This is a genomic window from Thioalkalivibrio sulfidiphilus HL-EbGr7 (assembly GCF_000021985.1).
Lineage (GTDB): Bacteria > Pseudomonadota > Gammaproteobacteria > Ectothiorhodospirales > Ectothiorhodospiraceae > Thioalkalivibrio_A > Thioalkalivibrio_A sulfidiphilus.
On the sequence record NC_011901.1, the window covers coordinates 2,246,704 to 2,271,892 of the forward strand.

The window sequence follows — 25,189 nt, forward strand, 5'->3', positions numbered from 1 at the left end:
GGGCGCAAAGGCGCAGAGAACGCAAAAATTCTTGATAAAAAACCTCTGCGTCCTCTGCGTCTTTGCGCCCTCTGCGTCAAACGCCCGGCTCGATCCCGGCCACTGTTCGGCCCGGGGTCGGGCCTCCTACAGGCACCTCACGTTTCGACCTTGAGCTCATCCACCTTCTGGAAACCCCGGGGCAGCTTTTTGCCGCGCTTGCCGCGCTCGGCGGCGTACTCATCCACCTCGGGGCCCTTCATGGTCTTGAACTTCTTGCCGGCCACCACGGTGAGCGGCTCGCCGTCCTGCACCAGGGTGATGGCGGCCACCCACTCCTCCCGGGTCTTGAGCTTCGCCGAGGGCACGTTGATGATCTTGTTTCCCTTGCCCCGGGCCATGCGCGGCAGCTCGTTGAGGCGCGTGACCAGCAGGTGGCCCTCGCTGGTGGCGGCGGCGATCCAGTCCGCATCGATATCCCGCACCCGCACCGGGGGCAGCACCTTCGCGCCGGCCGGCACCGAGAGCACCGCCTTGCCCGCCTTGTTGCGACTCTGCATGTCCTCGAGGGAACACACGAAGCCGTAGCCGTAGTCGGTGGAGAGCAGGAACAGGTCCGAGGGCGCGCCCATCATCACCCCCACGAAGCGGGCTCCGTCCGGCGGCGAGAGACGCCCGGACAGGGGCTCGCCCTGCCCCCGCGCCGAGGGCAGCGTGTGCGCCGGCAGCGTGTAGGTGCGACCGGTGGAGTCGATGAACACCGCCGGCTGGTTGCTGCGCCCCCGGGCGGCGGACAGGAAGGCGTCGCCCGACTTGTAGCTCAGGCCCTCGGCGTCCACGTCGTGGCCCTTGGCGGCGCGCACCCAGCCCATCTTCGAGAGCACCACCGTGAGCGGTTCGGTGGGCACCAGCTCGGACTCGTCCATGGCCTGGGCAGCGGCGCGCGCCACGATGGGCGAGCGGCGTTCATCGCCGAACTTCTCGGCATCCGCCTGGATCTCTTCGCGGATCAGGCGCTTGAGGCGCGCGGCGGAACCCAGGGTCTTCTCCAGGCTGTCCCGCTCCTTTTCCAGCTCATCCTGCTCGCCGCGGATCTTCATCTCCTCGAGCTTGGCCAGGTGGCGCAACTTCAGCTCCAGGATGGCCTCGGCCTGGGTGTCGGTGAGGCCGAAGCGTTCCATGAGCACGGGCTTGGGCTCGTCGTTCTCCCGGATGATGCGGATCACCTCGTCGATGTTGAGGTAGGCGATCAGCAGGCCTTCCAGGATGTGCAGCCGGGCCAGCACCTTGTCCAGACGCCACTGCAGGCGCCGGCGCACCGTCTCGGTGCGGAAATGCAGCCACTCGCCCAGCAGCGTGAGCAGGCCCTTCACCTGAGGCCGGCCATCCAGGCCGATCATGTTCAGGTTCACCCGGTAGCTGCGTTCCAGATCGGTGGTGGCGAACAGGTGCGCCATGAGTGCTTCCACTTCCACCCGGTTGCTGCGCGGCTGGATGACCAGGCGCGTGGGATGTTCGTGGTCGGATTCGTCGCGCAGGTCCTCCACCATAGGCAGCTTCTTGGCATTCATCTGCGCCGCGATCTGCTCCAGGACCTTGGAGCCGGAGACCTGGTAGGGCAGCGCGGTGATGATGATGTCCGTGCCCTCGCGCTCGTAGCGGGCACGCATGCGCAGGCCGCCGTTGCCGGACTCGTACATCTTCCGCAGTTCCGCCCGGGGGGTGATGATCTCCGCCTCGGTGGGGAAATCCGGGCCCTGGATGTGCTCGCACAGATCCGCCACGGATGCCCTGGGGTTATCCAGCAGGTGCACGCAGGCGCTGGCCACCTCGCGCAGGTTGTGGGGCGGGATGTCGGTGGCCATGCCCACGGCGATGCCGGTGCCACCGTTCAAGAGCACGTTGGGCAGGCGCGCCGGCAGCACCTTCGGTTCCTCCAGGGTGCCGTCGAAGTTGGGCACCCAGTCCACCGTGCCCTGTCCCAGCTCCGAGAGCAGCAGCTGCGCGTAGGGCGAGAGCCGCGACTCCGTGTAGCGCATGGCGGCGAAGGACTTGGGATCGTCCGGCGAGCCCCAGTTGCCCTGCCCATCCACGAAGGGATAGCGGTAGGAGAACGGCTGTGCCATGAGCACCATGGCCTCGTAGCAGGCCGAGTCGCCGTGGGGGTGGAACTTGCCCAGCACGTCACCCACGGTGCGCGCCGATTTTTTGTACTTGGAGGCCGCCGAGAGCCCCAGCTCGCTCATGGCATAGATGATGCGCCGCTGCACGGGCTTCAGGCCGTCGCCGATGTTCGGCAGGGCCCGGTCGAGGATCACGTACATGGAATAATCCAGGTACGCCTTCTCGGTGAAGTCCTTCAGCGGCAGCCGCTCGGCGCCTTCCAGGTTGAGATCAAGACTGCTCATGGTGTGTGCTCGTTATTTTGAAAAGATTTCAACGCGAAGACGCAGAGACGCCAAGGACGCAAAGAAGATCTTGAGGAAAAATCGATAACCTAAAAACTTTGCGTCCCTTTGCGCCTTCGCGCCTTTGCGTTGAAGGCTTTTGAGATCAATCCGACAAATGCCGCGGGGCCTTGCCGACCTTGTCGCCCAGGGCGCGTTCCCGGTCGGTGACGATGCGTTCGGCGATCTCGCGCACGGCGTCGGTGAGCCACATGTAGGTCTGGGAGCCTTCACGGTAGTCCGCCGGGCCGAAGGCCTGCACGCGGCCCTGGCGCTGCAGCTCGTTCACCTGGCTGAATTCCTTGCGCTGGCCCGGGTTGTACACGCCGTAGGTTCGCCCGCCGTTGCGCTTGACCACGGAGAACACCGGCACGTCGGAGGGGCCGTCGGCCACGTAGATCATGTTCTGGAACGGGATGCGCCGCTCCGCTTCCGGTACGGCCGCATTCACCTCGATCTGGTTCGGGTGCTTGTTCACACCCTTGTTGATCTCGAACACCGCCCGGGTCTTGGTGGTGTTATCCAGCACGTATCCGATCTGGGAAATCACCGATGAATCCCCGTCCGGATCCTCCACGAACTCGCAGCCCCAAACCCCGTCCAGGAACGGCGCGATGGCACTGCCACGGATGGTGCGCGTGAAGCCGGTGCTCACCACGTAGTGTTCCAGGGTGATGTCGTGGTGGGCGAAGCGCGGCTCGCGCTCCACCGCGGCCTTCAGTTCACCGAAGAAATCCGGCAGGCCCGGGTAGAATTGCAGGCGCGCACCCAGCTCGCCCAGCTTCTGGTTGCTGAGGCCCTTGAACACGCCGCGGCGCACGTAGGTCAGCACGTGGTTGAGGTAATTCATCTCCCCTGAGACCTGCTCGGAACCGCGCTTGCGGTAGACCTCGGCGAGCTGGTTCACCTCGGTCCAGAAGGCCCGCTCGTCCACCCCGTATTCCTCGAACAGGGGCCGCTGCATGTACCCGGGGATCAGGGTCTTGTCGAAGTCCCAGACCACCGCGATGATCGTCTGGGTGAACAATGTGGTCATGTGCGTGCCCTCGCATGAGTGCGATGGAAAATCCAACGCAAAGGCGCAAAGACGCAAAGGGCGCAAAGGGCGCAAAGGGCGCAAAGGGCGCAAAGATTCATAAAACTTTCATTCCCGATTTTTTGCGTCCTTGGCGTCTTTGCGCCTTTGCGTTGAAGGCCCTTCATACGTCGCGACTCATAATCAGGCGGCCTCGGACTTCAGACGCACCTTCAGCTGCCGCCCTTCCTGTTCCTGCAGGGCCCGCAGTATGGCGAACAGGTTCTCCGCCGTGGGATTTCCGGCCGGGCCCAGCATACGCTGCAGGCTCTTGGAAGAGCGCCCCAACTCCTTGCCCAATGCCTCGAACCCCAGGGTCGCGTTGACGTAGTCCCGAAGCAGGGACTTGCCGGAACCCAATTCACCGGCCAGAAGTTCATCGACCGCTTCAGTCAGCAAAGCACGGCGATAGGCGGCATCCCGCCGGACACGGGCCTGCACCGTTTGCCTGAACTCCCGGGTAAGTGCCATGGATGAACCCCTCATAGTCGCTGTTTGTAAGCACGCCAGCAGGATTTGGCGGCCTCAATGTCCGTCTGCTGACCCTTCTTCGTTCCACCACCCAGCAGGATCACCAGCACGGGGCCATCCAGCCCCAGATAGACCCTGTATCCGGGTCCGAAAGCGATGCGGAGCTCGTGGACCCCCTGGCCTACCGACTTGAGCCCCGAGACGTTGCCCTGCTCAAGGCGGGCCAGCGCCGTGGTGATCCGAGCAGCAGCCGGTGCATTGAGCCCATTGAACCAGCGCTCAAACGGCGCCCTGCCCGCCGCGTCCACGAAGACTTCCAACTTCCTTGTCATCAGCACACCTATAGTAACATATTCGTTACCATTAGTCCTTGTTCACTCTCCATGAGCGTGGGGATTTGTTTATTCCGACAATTCATTGCGCTCCTTTGCGCCTTCGCGTCTTTGCGTCGCGGTTCCCATCTCAAACCTCCACCTCGGCCAGGTGCCCTTTGCTCTCAAGCCAGCTCTTGCGGTCGGCGGCGCGCTTCTTGGCCAGCAGCATGTCCAGCAGGGTGTTGGTTTCGTCGCCCGCGTCCACGGTGAGCTGCACCAGGCGGCGGGTGTCCGGGTCCATGGTGGTCTCGCGCAGCTGCAGGGGGTTCATCTCGCCCAGGCCCTTGAAGCGGGTGACCGAGACCTTGCCCCGTTTCTTCTCCGCCTCGATGCGCTCCAGCACGCCCTGCTTCTCGTGTTCATCGAGGGCGTAGAAGACCTCCTTGCCCACATCGATGCGAAACAGCGGCGGCATGGCCACGTACACGTGGCCCTTCTCGACCAGGGGCCGGAAGTGGCGCACGAACAGGGCACACAGCAGGGTGGCAATGTGGGCGCCGTCGGAGTCGGCGTCCGCCAGGATGCAGATCTTGCCGTAGCGCAGATCCTTGAGTTCCGTGTTGCCCGGCTCCACGCCCACGGCCACGCTGATGTCGTGGATCTCCTGGGACCCCAACACCTGGTCCGCCTCCACCTCCCAGGCGTTCAGGATCTTGCCGCGCAGGGGCATGATGGCCTGAAACTCCCGGTCCCGGGCCTGCTTGGCGGAGCCGCCGGCGGAATCACCCTCCACCAGGAACAGCTCGGTGCGGGCCAGGTCCTGGCTGGCGCAGTCGGCCAGCTTGCCCGGCAGGGTCGGGCCCTGGGTGAGCTTCTTGCGCACCACCTTCTTGCCGGCGCGGGCGCGGCGCTGGGCGCTGTTGATGGCCAGCTCGGCGATACGCTCGCCGGCCGCCGGGTGCTGATTGAGCCACAGGCTGAATGCGTCCTTGACCACCCCGGAGACGAACGGCGCCGCCTCCCGGGAGGAGAGACGCTCCTTGGTCTGGCCGGCGAACTGGGGGTCCTGCATCTTGAAGGACAGGATGTAGGCCACCCGGTCCCAGACGTCCTCGGGGGTGAGCTTCACGCCCCGGGGCAGGAGGTTTCGGAACTCGCAGAACTCGCGCACCGCGTCGGTGAGCCCGGTGCGCAGGCCGTTCACGTGGGTCCCGCCCTGGGCCGTGGGGATCAGGTTCACGTAGCTCTCGGCCACGGCCTCGCCGCCCTCGGGCAACCACACCACCGCCCAGTCGGCGGCCTCGGTCTGGCCCGCAATGGACCCCATGAAGGGCTCCTCGGGGACCCGCTCGAAGCCGTCCACCGCCTCCACCAGGTAGTCCCGCAGGCCCGCCTGGTAACACCAGTCCACCCGCTCACCGGTGACCTCGTCGTAGAAGCTCACCGCGAGCCCCGGGCAGAGCACCGCCTTGGCGCGCAGGATGTGCTTGAGCCGCGGCACCGAGAACTTGGGGGAATCGAAGTATTTCGGATCGGGCCAGAAGCGCAGCGTGGTGCCGGTGTTGCGCCTGCCCACCTCGCCCACCACTTCCAGGTCGGTCTTCTTGTGGCCGTCGGCGAAGGCCATGTTGTATTCGCGGCCGTCGCGCTTGATCCACACCTCCAGGTGCCTGGAGAGCGCGTTGACCACCGACACACCCACGCCGTGCAGGCCGCCGGAAAACTGGTAGTTCTTGCCGGAGAACTTGCCGCCCGCGTGCAGGGTGGAGAGGATCACCTCCACGCCGGGACGCTTCTCCTTGGGGTGCATGTCCACGGGCATGCCACGCCCGTCATCGGCCACGGACAGGGAATTGTCCTTGTGCAGCACCACGTCGATCTTCTTCGCATGGCCCGCGATGGCCTCGTCCACGGAATTGTCGATCACCTCCTGGGCCAGGTGATTGGGCCGGGTGGTGTCCGTGTACATGCCCGGGCGCTTGCGCACCGGGTCGAGACCCGAGAGGACTTCGATGTCAGCGGCGTTGTAGGAGTTGGTCATTGGATGTGTCTGGTTGAAACCCAAGATCATGGGGCTCCGGGAAAGCCCGGGCACAATATGAAGGTGATACAAGATACAAGATACAAGATACAAGAGGTAGGTCAGACCCCGCCCGGGAGGTCTTTTTCTTGTATCTTGTATCTAGCCACTTGTCTCTAGCGCTGTCCTTCATGCTCGCCACCGACCCCAGCCTCAACATCTCCGTCTTCGCCTCCGCCGGCTCCGGCAAGACCTACCTGCTGGTCACCCGCATCCTGCGCCTGCTGCTGGCCGGGGCCCGGCCCGACGGCATCCTGGCGGTGACCTTCACCCGGCTCGCGGCCGGCGAGATGCAGAGCCGGCTCACGGAACGGCTGCGGGAATGGCAGACGCTGGACGACACGGCCCTGGACCGGGCACTGGCGGACATGGGGGTGAGCGTCGACGATGCCGTGCGGGAACGGGCCCGGCGGCTGTTCGAGCAGACCCTGCTGGCGGACCGCCCGGTGCGTGCCACCACCTTCCACGCCTTCTGCCAGGACCTGCTGGCCCGCTTCCCCCTGGAGGCCCGGGTGCCGCCCGGGTTTGAACTGGCGGACAATGAGCGGGAGTTGCAGGACCGGGCCTGGGACGCCCTGGTGAGCGAGGCCACCCGGGCGCCGGACGCCACGGTGGCCAGGGCCCTGGAGACGCTCATCGCCACACTCAATAGCGTGGACAGCGTGCGCAAGGCACTGGACGGATTCCTGTCCCACCGGGAGGACTGGTGGGCCTGGACGGAACACGAGGCCGATCCCCTCGCCTTCGCCCGGGCACGCATCACCGAGGCCCTGGCGGTGGACCCGGACGCCGACCCCCGGGGCGACTGCCTGGACCCGGCCACGCGCGCAGACCTGACCGATCTAGCCGCGCTGCTGGCACGCAACACCAGCACCGACAAGCCCCTGGGACAGGCCCTGGCCGATGCCCTGGCCATCGGGGACACCGGTGTCCTGTTCGAGGCCGCCCGGGCCGCCCTGCTCACCCAGAAAAACACCCCCCGGGTCCGCAAGCAGAGCGCGGCCCAGGCCAAGCGTCTGGGCGGCGAGGCCGCCGAGGACCGCTTGCTGGCCCTGCACGGCACACTCTGCGAGCGCTGGCTCGCGGCCCTGGACGGGCTCGCCCGCCAGCACAGCCTGCGCCTCAACGGCGCCTGGTTCAGTGCCGGCCTGCGCTACCTGGAACACTACCAGGCCCTCAAGGAGGAGCTGCGCACCCTGGACTTCACCGACCTGGAGTGGCGCGCCTACCAACTGCTCAACCACGGCGACCACGCCCTGTGGGTGCAGTACCGCCTGGACAGCCGCATCGAGCACCTGCTCATCGACGAGTTCCAGGACACCAACCCCACCCAGTGGCGCCTGATCCTGCCCCTGCTGGAGGAACTGGCCGCCCACGGGGAACGCCAGGGGCGCAGCGTGTTCCTGGTGGGCGACACCAAGCAGTCCATCTACAGCTTCCGCCGCGCCGACCCCCGTCTGCAGGAGATCGCCGCCCGCTGGATCGAGGAGCGGCTGAACGGCCGGCCCGAGACCCTGGACTGGTCCTGGCGCTCGAGCCCCGCGGTGATGGACTTCGTCAACCGGGTGTTCACCGCCTGCCCCGCCCTGCGCGCGGCCCTGCCCGGCTTCCACCCCCACGACACGCACCTCAAGGACCTGTGGGGCCGGGTGGAGGTCTGGCCGCTGATCCAGGCGGACCAGGAAACCGAGGAGGACACGCCGGCATCCCAGGGCCTTCGCGACCCGCTCACCACCCCCCGACCCGACCCGGGCGAAAGCCTGCACGCCCGGGAGGGGGCGCGCATCGCCGCGCGCATCCGGGAGATGGTCGACGGCGGACAGGTGGTGGGCCGGGGCGCATCAGCCCGGCCAATGCATTTCGGCGACATCACCATCCTGGTACGCAACCGCACCCACGTGGGCGCCATCGAGGACGCCCTGCGAGATGCGGGTATCCCCTACCTGAGCGCCGCCCGGGGCGAACTGCTGGATCACCTGGAGGTGCGCGACCTGGAGGCCCTGCTGCGGGTGCTCATCACCCCCCACGACGATCTCGCCCTGGCCCAGGTGCTGCGCTCGCCCCTGTTCGACGTGACGCACCGGGAACTGGAGCGCCTGGCGGATGCCGGACCCGGCCCCTGGCACGAGCGCCTGGAGCGGCTGGCCCCGGACCTGCCGCCCGGCAGCGCCCTGAAACGGGCGGCCGACAAACTCACCCGATGGCGGGCATGGAGCGGCGCCCTGCCCGTGCACGACCTGCTGGACCGCATCTTCCTGGACGGCAATGTGCTCGCCCGTTACCAGGCCGGCAGCCGGGCGGACCGGGTGCCCACGGTGATGGCGAGCCTGATCCGCTTCCTGGAACTGGCCCTGGAGGTGGACAGCGGCCGCTACCCCAGCCTGGTGCATTTCCTGGCCCGGCTGCGGGGCCTGCGTGACCGGTCGGACGCCGCCCCCGACACCCCGCCGGTGCGCGGCGCCGAGCAGCGGGTACGCATCATGACCATCCACGCCTCAAAGGGCCTGGAGGCCCCGGTGATATTCCTGGCCGATGCCGCCGCCGTGCCCAGGGACCACAAGACCTACGAACCCCTGGTGCAATGGCCCGCCGGGGAACCCCGCCCCCGGCTCATGCAACTGCTGCCCAGGAGCGATGACGTGGACAGCCTCACCCGGCAGGCCCTGGCGCATCACCAGACCGCCCGTGAGCGGGAGGAGGCCAACCTGCTCTACGTGGCCCTGACCCGGGCCCGGCAGGTCCTGATCGTCAGCGCCAGCGCCCGCGGCAAGGGTGACGGCGGCTGGTACGCCCGCATTCGCGAGGCCATCGCCCCGGAGGCGGTCAGCGAAGAGCTGGATACGGGTGTGCCCGGCCGCTTCGCGGAGGACGGCAGCTGGGTGCACGAGGCCGGCACGCCGCCCGTGGCCGCAGAGCAGGCTGTCGCGACACCGCCGGCGGCGCAGGTCCCCGAGGGCCTCAACCGGCGCCTGGAGTGCGCCGCGCCGGAACGGGAGATCGCCCCCAGCCGGGCGGCCGCGGGCTATGCCGAGGGGGAGCGGGAGGATGGCGACGAGGACGCCCGCCTGCGGGGCGTGGGCATTCACCGCCTGCTGGAATGGCTGGCAGGAGGCATGCGGGACAGCGACGCGGCCCTGATCCGGCGCCTGGCCGCCGAACTGGGCCTGGACCCCGGCCATCCCGATCTGGGGGAATGGCTTGGCGAGGCCCGCGCGGTGCTGGCCGAGCCCGGCCTCGCGGCGGTGTTCGCCCCAGCGCCCGACTGTGTGGATTACTGCGAGGTTCCCCTGCAGTACACCGCCGCCGACGGACGCACCGTGTATGGCATCATCGATCGTCTGCGGGTCGGCCGCGAGCGCATCCTGCTCGTCGACTACAAGACCCACCGGGTGGCCGACGAGGCCGCCGCCCGGCAGGTGGCCGAGGTCTATGCCGCCCCCATGGCGCTGTACGCCGAGGGCGTGCGCAGGCTCTGGCCCGGCAGGACGGTGGAGGCCCGGCTGCTGTTCACCCACCTGCGGGCGCTCGTATGAGTGAATTCAAGATTCAAGATTCAAAATTCAAAGGGGGTCGGTGGGCCCATTCTGGAGCCTCCTACCCTTTGAATCTTGAATGTTGAATCTTGAATCATCCCCATACCATCCCAATCTATCCGGATTGACCCACTTCACCCCGAACAGGAGGAACCATCCCCATGCCCGACGCCCCCTACATCTTCGACGTCACCCAGGCCAACTTCGACCAGGTGGTGCTGGAGGGTTCCCGGGAGCGTCCGGTGCTGGTGGACTTCTGGGCCGCCTGGTGCCAGCCCTGCCAGATGCTCATGCCGGTGCTGGCGAAGCTGGCCGCGGCCTACGGCGGACGCTTCATCCTGGCCAAGATCAATTCCGACGAGCAGCAGGCCCTGGCGAGCCGCTACGGCATCCGCAGCCTGCCCACGGTGATGCTGTTCCGCCACGGCAAGCCGGTTGACCAGTTCATGGGCGTTCAGCCGGAATCCACCATCCGCGCCCTGCTGGAGAAACACCTGCCCCGCCCCTCGGACAAACAGCGCGCGACCGCCCAGGCCCAGCTGGCGGCCGGTGATGCCGAGGGCGCCCTGGCGTCTCTGCAAGCGGCCCTGGCAGAGGACGCGGACAACCAGGCCATCAAGATCGACATCGCCCGTGCCCTGATGGCCCTGGGCCGGGCCGACGAGGCGGACGAGACCCTGAAGACCCTGCCCATGGACCTGCACCAGGAAGAGGAGGTCCAGCGCCTGGAGGCCCTGGTGCAGTTCGCCCGGGTGGCCGCACGGGGCGAGGAATTGCAGAAACTGGAGGCGCAGGTCGAGGCCGGCGACAACCCGGAGGCCCTGCACCGGGTGGCGGCGGCGAGGATCCTGTCGGAAGACTACGAGGCGGCGCTGTCCCTGCTGCTCAGGCTCATGCAGAAGCACCGCAAGTACGCCGACGAGGCCGGCCACAAGGGCCTGCTGGCCGCCTTCGAACTGCTGGGCGCCCAGCACCCGCTGGTGAAGGAATACCGGAGGAAGATGGTGAGCCTCTTATATTGAGAAGCGGGAAGTGTGAATTGGGAAGTCGGAACTGAAATGCAAAAAGGCGAGCCATGGCTCGCCTTTTTGCTGCTAACTTCGCACTTCCCAATTCACCCTGCCTACTTCCTGGCAACCTGCTCCAGGATCGCCGCCAGCTCGTTGGCCGGGCGGTAGCCGGGCAGCATCTGGCCGCCTTCCAGGACGATGGCCGGGGTGCCCTGCACGCCGACCTGCTCACCCAGGAGCATGTGGGCCTGCACCGGGTTGTCGCAGTTCTTCACAGGGATGTCCTTGCCCAGCTTGGCCTCGTCCATGGCGTGGTTGCGGTCGTCGGCACACCAGATGCCCACCGCCTTGCGGTAGCTGGGGGAGTCCACGCCGGTGCGCGGGAACAGCAGGTAGCGCACCTTGATGCCCAGATCGTTGATCTGTTCCATCTCCGCGTGCATGCGGCGGCAGAAGGTGCAGTCGGCATCGGTGAACACCGTGATGGTGTGCTTGACCTCGCCCTTGGGGGCATAGACCACCATGCGGGACTCGTCCTGGGCCTCCATCACCACCTTGCGGGCCTCGGTGCGGCTGGCCTCGGTCAGATTGGTACGGGTGGCCATCTCCACCAGGTTGCCCTGCAGGACATACTGGCCGTCGCCGGTGGCGTAGAAGATCTGGGTGCCATAGCGCACTTCGTAGAGCCCGGCCACCGGGCTTTCCTTGACGGCATCCGCCGTCACCCCGGGGATCAGGTCCTTGAGGCGTTCCTCTGCGGTTTGGGCAAGGACTGCATGGGACACCACGGCCAGAGAAAGGGCCACGGCCGGCAAGAGTTTGGACAGGGTCTTGAGCATGAAATGGAACCTTGAGTGGGGGTCAAAAAGAAGATCGGATGCGTATAAGACGCGCAATGATGACAAAAATTCACTCCGAAGTGAGAAGTAAGAATTGAGAAGTGGGAAATGGGCCCAACTTCTCACTTCCCGATTCGCACTGCCCACTTACCCTCTCGGGTGGTGTTTGCCGTGCAGCTCCTTGAGTCTTGCCCGGGCCACGTGGGTGTAGATCTGGGTGGTGGACAGGTCGCTGTGGCCCAGCAGCATCTGCACCACGCGCAGGTCGGCGCCGTGGTTGAGCAGGTGGGTGGCGAAGGCATGACGCAGGGTGTGGGGCGAGAGATGCTTGTGAATGCCGGCCTGGGCGGCATAGCGGCGCAGCAGGTGCCAGAAGGCCTGACGGGTCATGGCCCCGCCCCGGCGGGTGACGAACAGGTCGTCGCAGGCCCCCTGCCCCGCCAGCAGCGCCGGGCGGGCAGCACCGAGGTAACGCTCCACCCAGACGGAGGCCTCCTCGCCCAGGGGCACCAGGCGCTCCTTGCTGCCCTTGCCCAGGGTGCGCACCACCCCGTGGCGCAGGTTCACCTGGTCCACCCGAAGCCCCACCAGCTCCGAGACCCGAAGCCCGGTGGCGTAGAGCAGTTCCAGCATGGCCCGGTCGCGCAGCCCCAGGTCGGTGTCGGTGTCCGGGGATGCCAGCAGGGCCTCCACGTCCGTCTCGCTCAGGGTGTCCGGCAGGGGCCGGCCCAGCTTGGGGGAATCGATCTGGGCGGTGGGATCGTCCTGGCGCCGCCCGTCGCGCACCTGGTGGCGGTAGAAACGCCTCAGACTGGACAGCAGACGCGCGGTGGACCGGGGCCGGGCACCACCGGCCACCCGGTGTGACAGGTAGGCCAGCAGGTCGCCACGGTCCGCCTGCTCCACCCGTTTGCCCCGGGGCCCCAGCCAGCGGGCCAGTGCCATGAGATCCGCCCGGTAGGCGGCCAGGGTGTGATCGCTCAGGCCGTGCTCCGCCCAGATGGCGTCGAGGAAGGCGTCGATAGCCAGGGTGGAAGGCGGGGCAGTGTCCGGGCCGGTAGTGAAAGCGGACATCAGGGATGAAGTTCGAAGTGGGAAGTGGGAAGTAGGAAGTAGGAAGTAGGAAATTGGAAGTGGGAAGAAAAAGAACTGACTTCCGACTTTCTAGTTCGCACTTCACACTTCAGTTCCGACTTCCCAATTCCCACTTCCCACTTGATTCGCCTTACTTCGCACCTTTCTGCAACGCCTTGAATATGTCCCCCAGCTCCATCGGCAGCGGGAAGAACACCGTTGAGGAGCCGGTCTTGGTGGACATGTCGCTCATGGTCTGCAGGTAGCGCAGCTGCAGGGCGGCAGGCTGGCGACCGATGATCTCGGCGGCCTCGGACAGCTTCTCGGCGGCCTGCAGTTCGCCCTCGGCGTGGATCACCTTGGCGCGACGTTCACGCTCGGCCTCCGCCTGCCGGGCGATGGCGCGGATCATGCTCTCGTTGAGGTCCACGTGCTTGATCTCCACGTTGGTGACCTTGATGCCCCAGGAATCCGTCTGCTTGTCGAGGATTTCCTGGATGTCCTGGTTGAGCTTGTCGCGTTCGGAGAGCATCTCGTCCAGATCATGCTTGCCGAGCACGGAACGCAGGGTGGTCTGGGCCAGCTGGCTGGTGGCGGCGTAGTAGTCCTCCACCTGGATGATGGCCTTGGCCGGCTCCATGACCCGGAAGTACAGCACCGCGTTGACCCGCACGGTCACGTTGTCCTGGGAGATCACGTCCTGACTGGGCACGTCCAGGGTGATGATACGCAGGTCCACCCGCACCATCTGCTGGATGCCCGGGATGACGATGATCAGACCCGGTCCCTTCACTCCCTGAAACCTTCCCAGAAAAAAGATCACGCCACGCTCGTACTCCGGAAGGATCCGGATGGACATGACCAGCAGGCCCAGTACCAGGGCCAGGGGTACCAGATAGGCAATCATGTGGCAGCTCCTTTGTGGGTTTCAGTGTGTTCCGTAATCGGTTCAACCTTGAGCAGCAGGCCCTGCATACCGACGACCCGCACCCGCTCGTCCTTGGCCACGGGCAGGGGGGACTCCGCGGACCAGGTCTCGCTGTGCAGCCAGACACGGCCCCGGTTACCGACGAACTCGTCCATCGCGGTGCCTTCCATGCCGATCATCTCCTCTTCACCGGTGACCACCTTGCGCCGGCGGATGGCCACCAGCCGACTGAGCACCCAGATGAAGAAGGCGGCGGACACCAGGGCCGTGCCGCCGATCAGGGGTATGGAAATGCTGAGTGTTGTCTCGTCCATCAGGATGATCGATCCCACCACGAAGGCGGCGATGCCGCCGAATCCGAGTATGCCGAAACTGGGCACGAAGGCCTCGGCGATCATCAATACGACGCCGAGAATGATGAGCGCAAGGCCTGCATAGTTGATGGGCAGCACCTGGAAGGCATAGAGCGCCAGCACCAGGCAGATGGCGCCCACCACGCCGGGGAAGATGTTGCCGGGATTGGCCAGCTCGAAGATGATGCCGTAGATGCCCACCATCATGAGGATGTAGGCGATGTTGGGGTTGGTGATCACCGACAACAGGCGGCTGCGCCAGTCGGGCTCCACCTGGATCACCTGCAGGTTTTCCGTGTTCAGCACCCGGGTGCCCACATCCATCTTCACGGTGCGTCCGTGGATCTGCTTGAGCAGATCCTCCACGCTCTCGGCCACCACGTCGATGACGTTCAGTGCCAGGGCCTCGGAGTAGGTCAGGTTGACGGCCTCGCGCACCGCCTGCTCGGCCCACTCGGCGTTTCGCCCGTGGCGCTCCGCCAGCCCCTTGATGTAGGCCACGGCGTCTTCCAGCACCTTGCGCTCCATGGGGCTGGTGCCGCGCCGGGGCTCCGCGGGTCTTTCCTCGGCGGCATCGCCTGCCTCGGCCTCTTTGTCCTTGGTCTCCTTGGTCTCCTTGTCCTCCCTGTCGCGACTCCTGTCATCGCGTTGCGGCTGCTCGTCGGGCATGCCGGGCATGCCGCCGATGGCCACCGGGGTGGCAGAACCCAGGTTGGTGGCCGGCGCCATGGCGGCGATATGGCTGGCGTAGAGGATGTAGGTGCCCGCACTGGCGGCACGGGAGCCGGCGGGGGCCACGTAGGTGGCCACGGGCACCGGGGAGGCGAGGATCTCCTTGATCATCTCGCGCATGGCGGTGTCCAGACCGCCCGGCGTGTCCATGCGCAGGATCACCAGTTCGGCGCCCTCGTCCCGGGCCTGCTTCAGACCACGCACGACATAGTCGCTGGTGGCCGGTCCGATGGCCCCGTCGATGTCCAGCAGCAGCGCGCTGCGCTGACGATCCTCGCCGGTGGCGGCAAACGCAAGGACCGCGCCGAGGATGAGCAACAGGGCCCAGACCCCCAGGCGGAACATCCGTGCGTATCGATTGGCACCCATGGCAGTTATCATAGCATCCCCTCCGTGAATCACTTCTGACCATGCCTGCAGAGAATCATTCCATGTCAGACATCACCGGCGCCATCCTGGCCGGCGGCCGGGGCATGCGCATGGGTGGGGAAGACAAGGGCTTGCTGTTGCTCAATGGCAGGCCTCTCGTAGAGCACGTGATCGAGCGACTGCGTCCGCAGGTGAGCAGTCTGCTCGTCAACGCCAATCGCAACCGCACGGACTATGAGGCCTTTGGCTACCCGGTAGTCAGCGACCACCACGACGAGTATCCCGGCCCCCTGGCAGGCATGGCCGCCGTGCTGCGCCATGCGGACACGGACTGGGTCCAGTGCGTGCCCTGCGACACCCCCGCACTGCCGACGTGCCTGGTGCAGCGCCTGACAGATGCCCTGTCAAACGCCCCGGAGGCCCTGATCGCCCTGCCCCACGACGGTGAGCGTATGCAACCGCTGTTCGCCCTGCTACACCGCTCCCTCCTGCCGGAACTGGATGCCGACATCGCCGCCGGCCGGCTGGCGGTGGGCCGCTGGATGCGGGATCACGCCCACGTGGAAGTGGATTTCTCCGACTACCCCGAGGCCTTCGCCAACCTCAACACGCCCGAGGAGCTGGCGGCGCACCAGGGCTGATGGCCGTACATTCAAAAGCCGGCACGCAAAGGGCGCAAAGTTCTCGCCAAGGACGCAAAGACACATCTTGAAAAAAAATCTTGCGGCCTTCGCGCAGACCTTCGCGTCCTTCGCAGTGTGCTTTTCGATCCTTGCCTTAGAAAGACCGCCAAGCAACGCTGTCCTCACCGCCTGATATGATTCGGCACGAATACTGACCAACACAAGGCATGCTTCACATGGGCCAAGAGATCACAGAACCCGTCCGCTGTTCCCTGCCCGTGCTGGGCTTTGCTGCCTACAGCGGCACCGGCAAGACCACCCTGCTGACACAACTCATTCCCATGCTGCGGGAACAGGGCCTGCGTATCAGCATGGTCAAGCACGCTCATCACGACTTCGACGTGGACAAGCCGGGCAAGGACAGCTACGAGCTGCGCAAGGCGGGGGCCACGCAGATGCTGATCGCATCGGACCGGCGCATGGCGCTGATGACCGAGTTCGATCCGCCCGCCGATCCGCGCCTGCAGGATCTGCTGATGCAACTGGATCCACAGCGCGCCGACCTGGTGCTGGTGGAGGGTTTCAAGCATGAACACTTCCCCAAGATCGAGCTGCACCGACCGAGCCTCGGCAAGCCGCTGATGTTCCCCGAAGACACGGACATCTTCGCCGTGGCCTGCGACGCGCCCCTGGGCCGGGACTGCGACCGTCCGCTGCTGGATCTGAACGACCTCGGGGCGATCCGGGACTTTGTTCTACAATGGCACCGCGAACTGACCTGACCAACCCAGACGACCTGCCATGACCGAGACCAGAACCCAGCCCGCCCCGTCCTGCATGGACGAGTTCGATCCCCACTCCCAGACCGTGGAGCAGGCCCTGGCCAACATCCAGGCCCTGTGCCGGCCCGTGACGGGCAGCGAGCGGGTGCTGCTGCGCGACGCACTCAACCGGGTCCTGGCTCGGGACGTGCTGGCCGCCCTGGACGTGCCGCCGGAACGCAACGCGGCCATGGACGGCTATGCCTTCGCCGGCAGCGATCTGGGTACCGGCGGCGAGCCCCGGTTTCGGGTGGTGGGTCAGTCCCTGGCGGGCCACCCCTATCCGGGCACGGTCAGGTCCGGCGAGTGCGTGCGCATCATGACCGGGGCGGTGGTCCCGGAGGGCGCGGATACGGTGGTGATGCAGGAACGGGTGAGCGTCGAGGGAGACCAGGTCACGCTGCTGGCCGACACCCAGGCGGGCGACAACGTGCGCCTGCCGGGTCAGGACGTGAAGCGGGGCGATGTGGTGCTCGCGGCCGGGCGGCGGGTGAACGCCGCAGACCTGGGCCTGCTGGCCTCCCAGGGCATCGCCGAGGTGGACGTGCGCCGGCGTCCGGTGGTGGCCTACTTCTCCACCGGCGACGAGCTCTGCGGCATCGGTCAGCCCCTGGGGCCCGGACAGATCTACGACAGCAACCGGCACACCCTTTATGCCCTGCTCAGGCGCCTGGACGTGGAGATCCGCGACCTGGGCGTGATCCCCGATCAGCCCGAGGCCATCCTGCAGGCCTTCCAGGAAGCCCGGGACATGGCGGACATGGTGATCACCACCGGCGGCGTGTCGGTGGGGGATGCGGACTTCGTCAAGCAGACCCTGGAAAACCTGGGGCGCATCGATTTCTGGAAGATCGCCATGAAGCCCGGCCGGCCGCTCGCCTTCGGCAGCCTGGGCAAGGCCGTGTTCTTCGGCCTGCCCGGCAACCCGGTGTCCACCATGGCCACCTTCATCCTGTTCGTGCGCCCTGCCCTGCAGCAGCTCATGGGCATGGCGCCCGCGGCGCCCCTCACGGTACGCGCCCGCTGCGAAAACCGCCTGCGCAAGGTGCCGGGCCGCACCGACTACCAGCGGGGCATCTTGTCCCGGGACGCGCACGGCGAACTGGTGGTAGGCACCACGGGCCTGCAGGGCTCCCACGTGCTCAGTTCCATGAGCCGGGCCAATGCCTTCATCGTCATTCCCCGGGAAGCGGGGGACGTGGAGGCGGGTGAGATGGTGGAGGTGATGCCGCTGGAGGGGCACCTTTGAGGCTAATTCAAGATTCAAAATTCAAGATTCAAGATTCAAAGGGTAAACATGCCCACCTTTGAATTTTGAATTTTGAATTTTGAATCTTGAATCTTGAATTAGCTCTCAAACAGCGCCGCCAGGTCCCTGTGCAGCAGTTCGTCATCGCCCAGGTTCAGTTCCACCAGGCGCTTGAGATGCTGGGCGCTGTCCAGGTCCAGGCGCTCGACCGCCAGTCCCAGCTCACTGCCGGTGACCCGTGCGATGCGGGTGTCGAGATGGATGTCCAGGTCCGGGGAGAGCGGAACACGCAAGCGGCAGTGACTGCCTTCCAGGGCCGTGTCGCCCTGCTCTTCGCTTTCGAGATTCACCAGGGCGCCATGCAGGGAGAGGTCCAGCAATCGCACCCGATGCTCACTGCCGTCGCATTCGAAATAGGCCACGCCCTCGAAGCTGATGCGGTGGAAATGGCGTCGTTCGCTGCTGCCGGATTGCGTCACTGAATGTCTTCCTCTGTCATCGTGTTATGGATGGTTCAGAAATGCGACACCTCGTCCAGTTCACGCATGACCTCCTTGAGAGAGGCCTCGCCGTTGGCCACCAGACAGGCCACGCTGCCGATGCAGCAGGCGGAGTGGGTGCGCCCGCGCACGATCCAGCCCCGGGGGGGCGTCCAGCCCGGCAGGCGGGTGAACATGGAGAACTGATCGGCATTGCCCTGGGTGAAGCGCTTGTAATCATGGGCGAAGCGGGCCAGCCGTTGCATGTTCTGGGCGTCCAGCAAACCATACCCCTCCACGAACTGGCCGTCATCCCTGAATCGCACCACCACCATCACCCCGTCCAGGGCGAGCAGACGCTTGATCATGGCGCGTCCCTCAACCGGCCAGGGCGGCGTAGGCGGCTTCGATGTCGCCCTTGTCGTTGCGCAGCACCACGCCCCGATGACCATTGACCACGGCGGTCCAGTCCATGCCGATCAGGGTGAAGCCCTCGATGGGATAGAAACCATTCATGCCCGTGAGCCCCTCCCAGCCCCGCGCCTGCATGGAGGCGAGCGAGATGTTGGCCACGCAGACATGGCTCAACATGTCCAGGGCTATCTCGTCCATCTCGGCCCCCGGGGCAATCTGATGGCTGAGCAGTTCGCCCTGATCGGTGAACTGGAACGCGGCGATGGCACCGGATAGGGTCATGAGCGAAGACAATTCCTGCATGTAAGGATCTCCCGTGGAGTGACAGAGACATGGGACTCCGGGTCGCCCCGGCGGATGGCGTTCGAATCCTTCAGATCATCTCCCGTGAGGCATGATCCAGGGATTCGTGCATGAGCTTGAGGATGCGGTTCATGGAACCCACCGTGTTGTCCGCGAAGCAGAACACGTTGGCCATGACGCAGACGCTGAAATCGGGACCCCGGACCGCCCAGCCCCGTGAGGGCACCAGGCCGCAGCCGGGACAGAAGACCCCCAGCATGTCGCACTCCATGTGCACGCCCATGTGGGTTGCGCGGCACATGATCGAGGCCATGCGCGCCATCTCCGGTGTCATCTGTCCTTCGTAGGAGAACCGGTCGCCCCGGTAGGAATATTCCCCCGCCGCCAGGACACCCGGCAGCCCCATGAGATCGCCAATCAACCCCATGACTCGTCCCTCCCCCTGTGTGCCTGTCCCTGCACCGTCCGGAGCGTGGTGCCTCCGGGGCGACGCGGCCCCGGGGCACTCTGGGTATAATCTGCGCTCCAAAGCCCCTGGATCGGGGCCGCGATGCGGTTATTGAACCTGCTTGCAACAAGTCTTTAACACAGGTTCTGGCATCGCGCCATGAAATCCATAGGTTTCATTGAAAAAATTGATGGGGTTCCCGAGGGCGGACCCCGAATATCTTCCCGGAGCCTCCATGTCTGCTGACGCCCCACTCGTCACCCCGGTCGGACTGCCTCGCCGTTTCGGCGCCATGCTCTACGACGGCCTGCTGCTCATCGCCCTGCTCATGGTGGCGGAGTTCCTGATCGTGGCACCCTTCGCCATCACCGAGGACCACCCCCTGTTTATGGCCATCCATCTGTACGTTCCCCTGCTGGCCTTCGCCTTCCTGGGCTGGTTCTGGACCCGCCCTGCCGGCCAGACCTTAGGCATGCAGGCCTGGCATGTGCGTCTGGTGGACATGGACGGCGGCCGGGCTGACTGGCGCCAGGCTGCCATCCGTTTCGCCGTGGCCCTGGCCCAGTGGATCGTGGTGCTGGCGGCCATCGCACTCTATGTCAAAGGCTGGTGGCTGGCCGCCCTGCCCCTGGCCGGCCTGGTGATGATCGGCCTGATGCTGGCACGGCGGGACCCGCAACGACTGATGCTGCACGACAGGCTGTCGGGGACACGGCTGGTGAGGGTAAAGTGAATTCAAGATTCAAGATTCAAAATTCAAAGCAAAACTGCCAATCCCTTTGAATTTTGAATCTTGAATCTTGAATTACTCGACTTCACCTGACCCGCCTCAGCGCCAGCATCGCCACGGCGAAGAAGATCAGGGTGGGCAGGGTGGCGCTGAGCATGGGGGGCAGGCCGTAGACCAGGCCCATGTGGTTGAGGGTGCGGTTGAGCAGGTGGAAGCCCACGCCGATGAGCAGGCCGATGAACAGCCGCTGGCCGGCGCCTCCGGTGCGCAGGGAGCCGAACACGAAGGGTACCGCCAGCAGCAGCATCACCAGGCTGGACAGGGGCGTGGTGAAGCGCATCCAGAAGGCCAGTTCGAAACTGGCGGAATCCAGGTCATTCTCGCGCAGGTAGGTCACGTACTGGGCCAGGGTCGTGGCCGCCATCTGGCGCGGCTCCACGGCCAGCACGCTGAACAGCTCGGGGGCCAGCAGCCGGGGCCAGCGCTCCTCGTCCACGTGCTCGCCGGTCACGCCCGCCTCGCCCAGGTGACTGCGTTCAATGTCCCTGAGGATCCAGGCGCCGTTCTGATAACTGGCGGAACCGGCCCGCAGCATGGAGCTCAGACGCCGCTCCGCGTCCAGTTCATAGATGCTCAGGTCCAGCAGGCGCAGGTCCGGCATGACCACGCCCACCTGGATGAAACGCTGCCCGTCCTTGGCCCACAGACCGGCCGAACCCCGGTACATCTCCTCGCCGCTGGCCTGGCTCTTGATGGTCTGGGCACGCTGTTCGCTCATCGGCGCCACCGCCTCGCCCAGCAGGACCACCACCACCAGCATCATCAGACCCGCGCGCAGCACCGAGCGCACGATGCCCGCGATGGGCACGCCGGCGGCGCGCATGGCGGTCAGCTCGCTGTTGGCGGCCAGGGCCCCGAGGCTCAGCAGGCTGCCCAGCAGCACGCTGGTGGGAAACAGTTCGTAGACCCGCCTGGGCACCGTCAGCGCCGTGTACACCACCGCCTGGATCAACCCGTAATCGTTGCGCCCGATCTCGTCCAGCTCCGCGATGAAGGCGAACAGGGTGTCGAGCCCGCCCAGCACCAGCATGGCCAGGAGGGTGCCGCCCATGACATTGCGGGCGATGTAGGCGTCCAGGCGCTTCATGCCAGGGCCTCGCGCCGTGCGCGACGCCGGCCGATGCCCCGCTGTCGCCAGAGCAGCACCAGGATGAGCGCCAGCAACAGGCCATGCACCCACCACATGCCGAGCCAGGCGGGGGTCTGGCCCGAGGCGAACCAGGACTTGGACAGGATCAGGAAATTGGCATACAGGATGTACACGCCGATGGCGGCAGTGAGCTTGCCGAAGCGCCCCGAGCGGGGATTGCTGGTATGCGACAGGGGCAGTGCCAGGGCCGCCAGCAGCACCATGGACACGGGCATGGCGATGCGCCAGTGCAGCTCGGCGCGGTGGCTCAGGTTCGTGGACTGCCAGAGCTCGGCGGTGGACAGGCTGTCCACCTTGCCGCGCCGGGTGGAACCCGTGGGATCCGGCACGCGCAGGCCGTGGGTCTCGAAGGCCAGGATATGGAATTCCTGGCTGCCGGGTGCGCCCCGGTAGCGGTAACCGTCATGGAGTACCAGGTAGCGCTGGCCGGTCAGCGGGTCCACCCGGGTCTCCCCCCGGCGCGCCGTCACCACCTCATCGCCCTCGGGACCCCGGGAGCGGATGAACACGCCGCGCATGGTGTTGCCGTCCCCGGCCAGGCCCTCGATGAAGAACACCTGGCCGGTGGCCCTGGACTCGGTGAACCGCCCGGGCGCGATGCCCACCAGGTCGGAACGCTGCTCGGCATCTATGCGGATCTGGTCGATGCCCTGGGAAGCCAGGGGCGAACCCCAGAACACCAGCACCGTGAGCATGACCAACAGCGGTACGGTCATCCAGGCGATGGCGCGATAGAGTTGCTCGGGCCCGACCCCGCAGGCCTTCATGGCCGCCATCTCGCTGTCCTTGTAGAGCCGCCCCAGGCTCAGCATCAGGGCCAGGAACAGGGATACCGGCAGCAGCAGGATCAGGCCGCGCACGGAACCCAGGGCCACCATGGGCAGCAGCACATCGGCAGGGATGCGCCCCTCGGCGGCCTCGCGCAGCATGCGCGCCACGGTACCGCCCACGATGATGAGCAGCAGCACCAGGGTCACCGCCGCCTGGGTCAGCAGCACCTCCCTGACCAGGTAGCGGGTCAGGATGCTGGGCCGCAACCGGCCGCCGAGCGTGCCTGCCGTCTGGCTCAAGCACGCCCCCGCTGCAGCCCGAAACGGCTGCGGCCGGTGATCTGCCATGGTGATGCACAGGGAACTTTCATAGAATGATCGGACCTCATTGAGCGAGCCGGCGATCTAGCGCCGAAGCCGCGAAACCCCACCAGCATACCCGAGGAACGGCATGGAATTTTCAGTCAAGAGTGGCAATCCGGAAAAACAGCGCAGCGCCTGCGTGGTCGTGGGCGTATTCGATCGCCGCAAGCTGTCCTCCGCCGCCCGCGTCCTGGACAAGGCCAGCGGCGGTGCCCTGTCCACCATCCTGCGCCGCGGCGACATGGACGGCGAGAAGGGCCAGACCCTGTGGCTGTACAACCTGCCCAACACCCTGTGCGAACGCGTCCTGCTGGTGGGCTGCGGCAAGGAACGGGACTTCGACGAGCCCGCCTACCGCAGCGTCATCGCCACCGTCGCCCGGACGGTGAACAAGAGCGGCGCCGTGGAGGCGGTCAATTATCTCACGGATCTGCCGGTGAAGGGACGCGACACCCTGTGGAAGATCAGCCAGGCGGTGACGATCACCCAGGACAGCCTCTACAGCTTCCAGCAGCTCAAGAGCAAGAAGGAGGACACCCAGCGCCCGCTCAAGCGCATCATCCTGAGCGTGCCCTCCCGCGCCGACCTGCTCCCCGGCGAGGATGCTGTGCGCGTGGCCACGGCCATCAGCGTGGGCACCAAGCTCACCCGGGATCTCGCCAACCTGCCCGGCAACATCTGCAACCCAACTTATCTGGCCGAGCAGGCCCTGCAGCTCAAGAAGACCTACAAGGGCCTCAAGGTGGAGATCCTGGAAGAGGCGGACATGGAGAAGCTCGGCATGGGCGCCCTGCTTTCGGTCTCCCGGGGCAGTGAGCAGCCCGCCAAACTGATCACCCTGGAATACCGGGGCGGCAGGAAGGACGCCAAGCCCGTGGTGCTGGTCGGCAAGGGCATCACCTTCGACACCGGCGGCATCTCGCTCAAGCCCGGAGCCGAGATGGACGAGATGAAGTTCGACATGTGCGGTGCCGCCAGCGTGCTCGGTGTCATGAAGGCCGTGGCCGAGATGATGCTGCCCATCAACCTGGTGGGCGTGGTGGCCGCCGCCGAGAACATGCCCGATGGCAAGGCCACCCGGCCCGGCGACGTGGTGACCAGCATGTCCGGCCAGACCATCGAGATCCTCAACACCGACGCCGAGGGCCGCCTCGTGCTGTGTGACGCCCTCTCCTACGTGGAGCGCTTCGACCCGGACGTGGTGATCGACATCGCCACCCTGACCGGCGCCTGCATCATCGCCCTGGGCCACCAGGCCACGGGCCTGCTGAGCAACCACAGCCCGCTGGCCAACGACCTGCTCGGCGCCGGCAAGCAGAGCTACGACCGGGCCTGGGAACTGCCCCTGTGGGACGAGTACCAGGAGCAGCTCAAGAGCAACTTCGCCGACATGGCCAACATCGGCGGCCGCCCCGCCGGCACCATCACCGCCGCCTGCTTCCTGTCGCGCTTCACCAAGAAGTACAAGTGGGCGCACCTGGACATCGCCGGCGTGGCCTGGAAGAGCGGCAAGGAAAAAGGCGCCACCGGCCGCCCCGTCCCCCTGCTGATGCAGTACCTGCTCAACAAGGCCTCCTGAGCAACCCGATGACGCGCATCGACTTCTACGTCCTCGACGACACCGACCCCGGCCAGCGCCTGCGCACCGCCTGCCGGCTGATCGGCAAGGCCTACGGCCTGGGTCATCGCATCCACGTGCACACCGGCTCCAGGGCCCTGTCGATGCAGCTGGATGACCTGCTGTGGACCTTCCGGGACGTGAGCTTCATCCCTCACCAGGTGGAAGGCGAGGACGCCGAATGCCCGGTGCAGATCTGCCATGATCAGGAGCCCCAGAACGCCGGCGACATCCTGGTGAACCTGGACACCCAGGTGCCCCTGTTCTTCAGCCGCTTCGAACGGGTGGCCGAGATCGTCAACCAGGACCCGGCCATCCGGGACGCGGGCCGGGAACGCTACCGTTTCTACAAGGACCGGGGCTACGATCTCTCCCACCACCGCCTCGGCGCCTCAGCAGGAACACAGCCGTGACCCAGGGACCGGAAGACCCGCATATCCCCACCCTGACCCAGGTGGTCAAGCCGGCCGCCCGGCCCAGGACCCAGGACAGCAGCCCGCCGGGCACGCTGCCGCCGCCCACAGAACCCGTCGTGCCGTCGCCGGGGACCCTGCCCCCGGACCTGGACATCGACTTCTCCCTGGAGGCCTTGGACGAGCCGTCCCTGTCCCTGGCCCCGCCGGGCCTGCTGGAATCCCTGGCCCCCGCAGCGCCGCCCGCAACACCCAAGGCCGCTCCTGATGCACCGCCGGCCCGGGACCTCGAGGCCTTGCGCGCAGGCATCGAGCAGGCCGTGGATGCCGCCCTGTCAGCCCAGTTGCCCCAGCTGCGCGAACAGCTGGTGCGTGCCGTAATGGCCAGTCTCACCGAGGCCGATGAGGCCGGCGGCCAGCGCACCTGATCTCCTTACCAGGCTACCTTCCTTCGTCCTCCCGACGCCGCCGATCAGGCCGGGGAACTGCAACCTTCCTGTCATACTCTACACTTGCAGTTGAGGGTGCGTGCCGAACCGGCCAG

24 protein-coding genes are annotated in these 25,189 nt (G+C 66.2%); 9 read left to right on the forward strand and 15 right to left on the reverse strand.

The features are described 5' to 3' along the window. Positions 1-137: 137 nt before the first annotated feature. From parC to parE, 5 genes are all read right to left on the reverse strand, one after another. Positions 138-2,387, reverse strand: coding sequence for a DNA topoisomerase IV subunit A (gene parC / locus TGR7_RS10605; RefSeq protein WP_012638677.1), 2,250 nt, complete (start codon positions 2,385-2,387; stop codon positions 138-140). Between the two features lie 145 nt (positions 2,388-2,532). Beyond that, positions 2,533-3,462, reverse strand: a complete 930-nt coding sequence (locus tag TGR7_RS10610) for an HAD family hydrolase (protein WP_012638678.1) — start codon at positions 3,460-3,462, stop codon at positions 2,533-2,535. A 183-nt stretch (positions 3,463-3,645) separates the two neighbouring features. After that, positions 3,646-3,972, reverse strand: a complete 327-nt coding sequence (locus tag TGR7_RS10615) for a helix-turn-helix domain-containing transcriptional regulator (RefSeq protein ID WP_012638679.1) — start codon at positions 3,970-3,972, stop codon at positions 3,646-3,648. Between the two features lie 11 nt (positions 3,973-3,983). Beyond that, positions 3,984-4,304 carry a type II toxin-antitoxin system RelE/ParE family toxin gene (locus TGR7_RS10620; RefSeq protein WP_012638680.1) on the reverse strand — a complete coding sequence of 107 codons (321 nt, stop codon included), beginning with the start codon at positions 4,302-4,304 and terminating at the stop codon, positions 3,984-3,986. Between the two features lie 130 nt (positions 4,305-4,434). Beyond that, positions 4,435-6,327, reverse strand: coding sequence for a DNA topoisomerase IV subunit B (gene parE, locus TGR7_RS10625; RefSeq protein ID WP_041441647.1), 1,893 nt, complete (start codon positions 6,325-6,327; stop codon positions 4,435-4,437). 170 nt (positions 6,328-6,497) lie between these two features. Between parE and TGR7_RS10630 the strand changes: the two genes are divergently transcribed. Both TGR7_RS10630 and trxA read left to right on the forward strand, forming a co-directional pair. Continuing rightward, complete coding sequence (locus TGR7_RS10630; RefSeq protein ID WP_041441650.1) at positions 6,498-9,899, forward strand: UvrD-helicase domain-containing protein; 3,402 nt, start codon at positions 6,498-6,500, stop codon at positions 9,897-9,899. A 161-nt stretch (positions 9,900-10,060) separates the two neighbouring features. Continuing rightward, a complete protein-coding gene (gene trxA / locus TGR7_RS10635) occupies positions 10,061-10,921 on the forward strand; it encodes a thioredoxin (protein WP_012638683.1) in 861 nt (286 codons plus the stop codon). Positions 10,922-11,022: 101 nt separating this feature from the next. On the opposite strand, the gene TGR7_RS10640 is transcribed toward trxA, so the two are convergent. The 4 genes from TGR7_RS10640 to TGR7_RS10655 all read right to left on the reverse strand — a co-directional run bounded on the left by TGR7_RS10640 (position 11,023) and on the right by TGR7_RS10655 (position 15,204). Further along, complete coding sequence (locus TGR7_RS10640; protein ID WP_012638684.1) at positions 11,023-11,748, reverse strand: DsbC family protein; 726 nt, start codon at positions 11,746-11,748, stop codon at positions 11,023-11,025. Positions 11,749-11,895: 147 nt separating this feature from the next. Further along, complete coding sequence (gene xerD, locus TGR7_RS10645; RefSeq protein ID WP_012638685.1) at positions 11,896-12,822, reverse strand: site-specific tyrosine recombinase XerD; 927 nt, start codon at positions 12,820-12,822, stop codon at positions 11,896-11,898. 151 nt (positions 12,823-12,973) lie between these two features. Beyond that, entirely contained in the window at positions 12,974-13,729 is a 756-nt protein-coding gene (locus TGR7_RS10650) for a slipin family protein (RefSeq protein ID WP_012638686.1), read from the reverse strand. Beyond that, entirely contained in the window at positions 13,726-15,204 is a 1,479-nt protein-coding gene (locus tag TGR7_RS10655) for an NfeD family protein (RefSeq protein WP_041441655.1), read from the reverse strand. The genes TGR7_RS10650 and TGR7_RS10655 overlap by 4 nt, the downstream gene beginning before the upstream one ends. 62 nt (positions 15,205-15,266) lie before the next feature. On the opposite strand from TGR7_RS10655, the gene mobA reads away from it, so the two are divergent. The 3 genes from mobA (at position 15,267) to moeA (ending at position 17,897) form a co-directional block, all read left to right on the forward strand. Then, a complete protein-coding gene (gene mobA, locus TGR7_RS10660) occupies positions 15,267-15,845 on the forward strand; it encodes a molybdenum cofactor guanylyltransferase MobA (RefSeq protein ID WP_012638688.1) in 579 nt (192 codons plus the stop codon). A 218-nt stretch (positions 15,846-16,063) separates the two neighbouring features. Next, the gene (mobB, locus tag TGR7_RS10665) at positions 16,064-16,609 is read left to right on the forward strand and encodes a molybdopterin-guanine dinucleotide biosynthesis protein B (RefSeq protein ID WP_012638689.1); all 546 of its coding nucleotides are present in this window, start codon (positions 16,064-16,066) and stop codon (positions 16,607-16,609) included. Between the two features lie 19 nt (positions 16,610-16,628). After that, positions 16,629-17,897, forward strand: coding sequence for a molybdopterin molybdotransferase MoeA (gene moeA, locus TGR7_RS10670; RefSeq protein ID WP_012638690.1), 1,269 nt, complete (start codon positions 16,629-16,631; stop codon positions 17,895-17,897). A gap of 98 nt (positions 17,898-17,995) precedes the next feature. On the opposite strand, the gene TGR7_RS10675 is transcribed toward moeA, so the two are convergent. From TGR7_RS10675 to TGR7_RS10690, 4 genes are all read right to left on the reverse strand, one after another. Beyond that, positions 17,996-18,376 carry a PilZ domain-containing protein gene (locus TGR7_RS10675; protein WP_012638691.1) on the reverse strand — a complete coding sequence of 127 codons (381 nt, stop codon included), beginning with the start codon at positions 18,374-18,376 and terminating at the stop codon, positions 17,996-17,998. Positions 18,377-18,411: 35 nt separating this feature from the next. Next, the gene (locus TGR7_RS10680; protein ID WP_012638692.1) at positions 18,412-18,744 is read right to left on the reverse strand and encodes a DUF2173 family protein; all 333 of its coding nucleotides are present in this window, start codon (positions 18,742-18,744) and stop codon (positions 18,412-18,414) included. A 10-nt stretch (positions 18,745-18,754) separates the two neighbouring features. Next, positions 18,755-19,093: a DUF2173 family protein gene (locus TGR7_RS10685; RefSeq protein ID WP_012638693.1), complete on the reverse strand. Its 339-nt coding sequence runs from the start codon at positions 19,091-19,093 to the stop codon at positions 18,755-18,757. 70 nt (positions 19,094-19,163) lie between these two features. Then, the gene (locus TGR7_RS10690) at positions 19,164-19,520 is read right to left on the reverse strand and encodes a DUF2173 family protein (RefSeq protein ID WP_012638694.1); all 357 of its coding nucleotides are present in this window, start codon (positions 19,518-19,520) and stop codon (positions 19,164-19,166) included. 256 nt (positions 19,521-19,776) lie between these two features. Between TGR7_RS10690 and TGR7_RS10695 the strand changes: the two genes are divergently transcribed. Beyond that, complete coding sequence (locus TGR7_RS10695; protein ID WP_012638695.1) at positions 19,777-20,274, forward strand: RDD family protein; 498 nt, start codon at positions 19,777-19,779, stop codon at positions 20,272-20,274. Between the two features lie 82 nt (positions 20,275-20,356). Here TGR7_RS10695 and lptG read toward each other — a convergent pair whose 3' ends face one another. Together lptG and lptF are read right to left on the reverse strand one after the other, a co-directional pair. Then, a complete protein-coding gene (gene lptG, locus TGR7_RS10700; RefSeq protein ID WP_012638696.1) occupies positions 20,357-21,418 on the reverse strand; it encodes an LPS export ABC transporter permease LptG in 1,062 nt (353 codons plus the stop codon). After that, on the reverse strand, positions 21,415-22,518 hold the full coding sequence (gene lptF, locus TGR7_RS10705; RefSeq protein ID WP_012638697.1) for an LPS export ABC transporter permease LptF: 1,104 nt from the start codon (positions 22,516-22,518) through the stop codon (positions 21,415-21,417). Before lptF ends, lptG begins: the two co-directional genes overlap by 4 nt. Positions 22,519-22,702: 184 nt before the next feature. Here lptF and TGR7_RS10710 point away from each other — a divergent pair, with 184 nt between their 5' ends. From TGR7_RS10710 to TGR7_RS10720, 3 genes are read left to right on the forward strand one after another with little or no spacing between them, the layout of a single operon-like run. Continuing rightward, a complete protein-coding gene (locus tag TGR7_RS10710) occupies positions 22,703-24,193 on the forward strand; it encodes a leucyl aminopeptidase (protein WP_012638698.1) in 1,491 nt (496 codons plus the stop codon). A gap of 8 nt (positions 24,194-24,201) precedes the next feature. Beyond that, positions 24,202-24,645, forward strand: coding sequence for a DNA polymerase III subunit chi (locus TGR7_RS10715; RefSeq protein WP_012638699.1), 444 nt, complete (start codon positions 24,202-24,204; stop codon positions 24,643-24,645). Next, on the forward strand, positions 24,642-25,073 hold the full coding sequence (locus TGR7_RS10720; RefSeq protein ID WP_012638700.1) for a hypothetical protein: 432 nt from the start codon (positions 24,642-24,644) through the stop codon (positions 25,071-25,073). The genes TGR7_RS10715 and TGR7_RS10720 overlap by 4 nt, the downstream gene beginning before the upstream one ends. The last annotated feature ends 116 nt before the right edge of the window (positions 25,074-25,189 follow it).

Excerpts from the sequence above, each read along its gene's own strand:
- mobB (WP_012638689.1), top strand. The coding sequence starts at position 16,064 with ATGGGCCAAGAGATCACAGAACCCGTCCGCTGTTCCCTGCCCGTGCTG.
- TGR7_RS10650 (WP_012638686.1), bottom strand. The coding sequence starts at position 13,729 with ATGATTGCCTATCTGGTACCCCTGGCCCTGGTACTGGGCCTGCTGGTC.
- TGR7_RS10690 (WP_012638694.1), bottom strand. The coding sequence starts at position 19,520 with ATGGGGTTGATTGGCGATCTCATGGGGCTGCCGGGTGTCCTGGCGGCG.
- trxA (WP_012638683.1), top strand. The coding sequence starts at position 10,061 with ATGCCCGACGCCCCCTACATCTTCGACGTCACCCAGGCCAACTTCGAC.
- TGR7_RS10615 (WP_012638679.1), bottom strand. The coding sequence starts at position 3,972 with ATGGCACTTACCCGGGAGTTCAGGCAAACGGTGCAGGCCCGTGTCCGG.
- lptG (WP_012638696.1), bottom strand. The coding sequence starts at position 21,418 with ATGAAGCGCCTGGACGCCTACATCGCCCGCAATGTCATGGGCGGCACC.
- TGR7_RS10655 (WP_041441655.1), bottom strand. The coding sequence starts at position 15,204 with ATGGGTGCCAATCGATACGCACGGATGTTCCGCCTGGGGGTCTGGGCC.
- parE (WP_041441647.1), bottom strand. The coding sequence starts at position 6,327 with ATGACCAACTCCTACAACGCCGCTGACATCGAAGTCCTCTCGGGTCTC.
- moeA (WP_012638690.1), top strand. The coding sequence starts at position 16,629 with ATGACCGAGACCAGAACCCAGCCCGCCCCGTCCTGCATGGACGAGTTC.
- parC (WP_012638677.1), bottom strand. The coding sequence starts at position 2,387 with ATGAGCAGTCTTGATCTCAACCTGGAAGGCGCCGAGCGGCTGCCGCTG.
- TGR7_RS10630 (WP_041441650.1), top strand. The coding sequence starts at position 6,498 with ATGCTCGCCACCGACCCCAGCCTCAACATCTCCGTCTTCGCCTCCGCC.
- TGR7_RS10685 (WP_012638693.1), bottom strand. The coding sequence starts at position 19,093 with ATGCAGGAATTGTCTTCGCTCATGACCCTATCCGGTGCCATCGCCGCG.
- TGR7_RS10610 (WP_012638678.1), bottom strand. The coding sequence starts at position 3,462 with ATGACCACATTGTTCACCCAGACGATCATCGCGGTGGTCTGGGACTTC.
- TGR7_RS10620 (WP_012638680.1), bottom strand. The coding sequence starts at position 4,304 with ATGACAAGGAAGTTGGAAGTCTTCGTGGACGCGGCGGGCAGGGCGCCG.
- TGR7_RS10680 (WP_012638692.1), bottom strand. The coding sequence starts at position 18,744 with ATGATCAAGCGTCTGCTCGCCCTGGACGGGGTGATGGTGGTGGTGCGA.
- mobA (WP_012638688.1), top strand. The coding sequence starts at position 15,267 with ATGTCAGACATCACCGGCGCCATCCTGGCCGGCGGCCGGGGCATGCGC.
- TGR7_RS10640 (WP_012638684.1), bottom strand. The coding sequence starts at position 11,748 with ATGCTCAAGACCCTGTCCAAACTCTTGCCGGCCGTGGCCCTTTCTCTG.
- TGR7_RS10715 (WP_012638699.1), top strand. The coding sequence starts at position 24,202 with ATGACGCGCATCGACTTCTACGTCCTCGACGACACCGACCCCGGCCAG.
- TGR7_RS10710 (WP_012638698.1), top strand. The coding sequence starts at position 22,703 with ATGGAATTTTCAGTCAAGAGTGGCAATCCGGAAAAACAGCGCAGCGCC.
- xerD (WP_012638685.1), bottom strand. The coding sequence starts at position 12,822 with ATGTCCGCTTTCACTACCGGCCCGGACACTGCCCCGCCTTCCACCCTG.
- TGR7_RS10695 (WP_012638695.1), top strand. The coding sequence starts at position 19,777 with ATGTCTGCTGACGCCCCACTCGTCACCCCGGTCGGACTGCCTCGCCGT.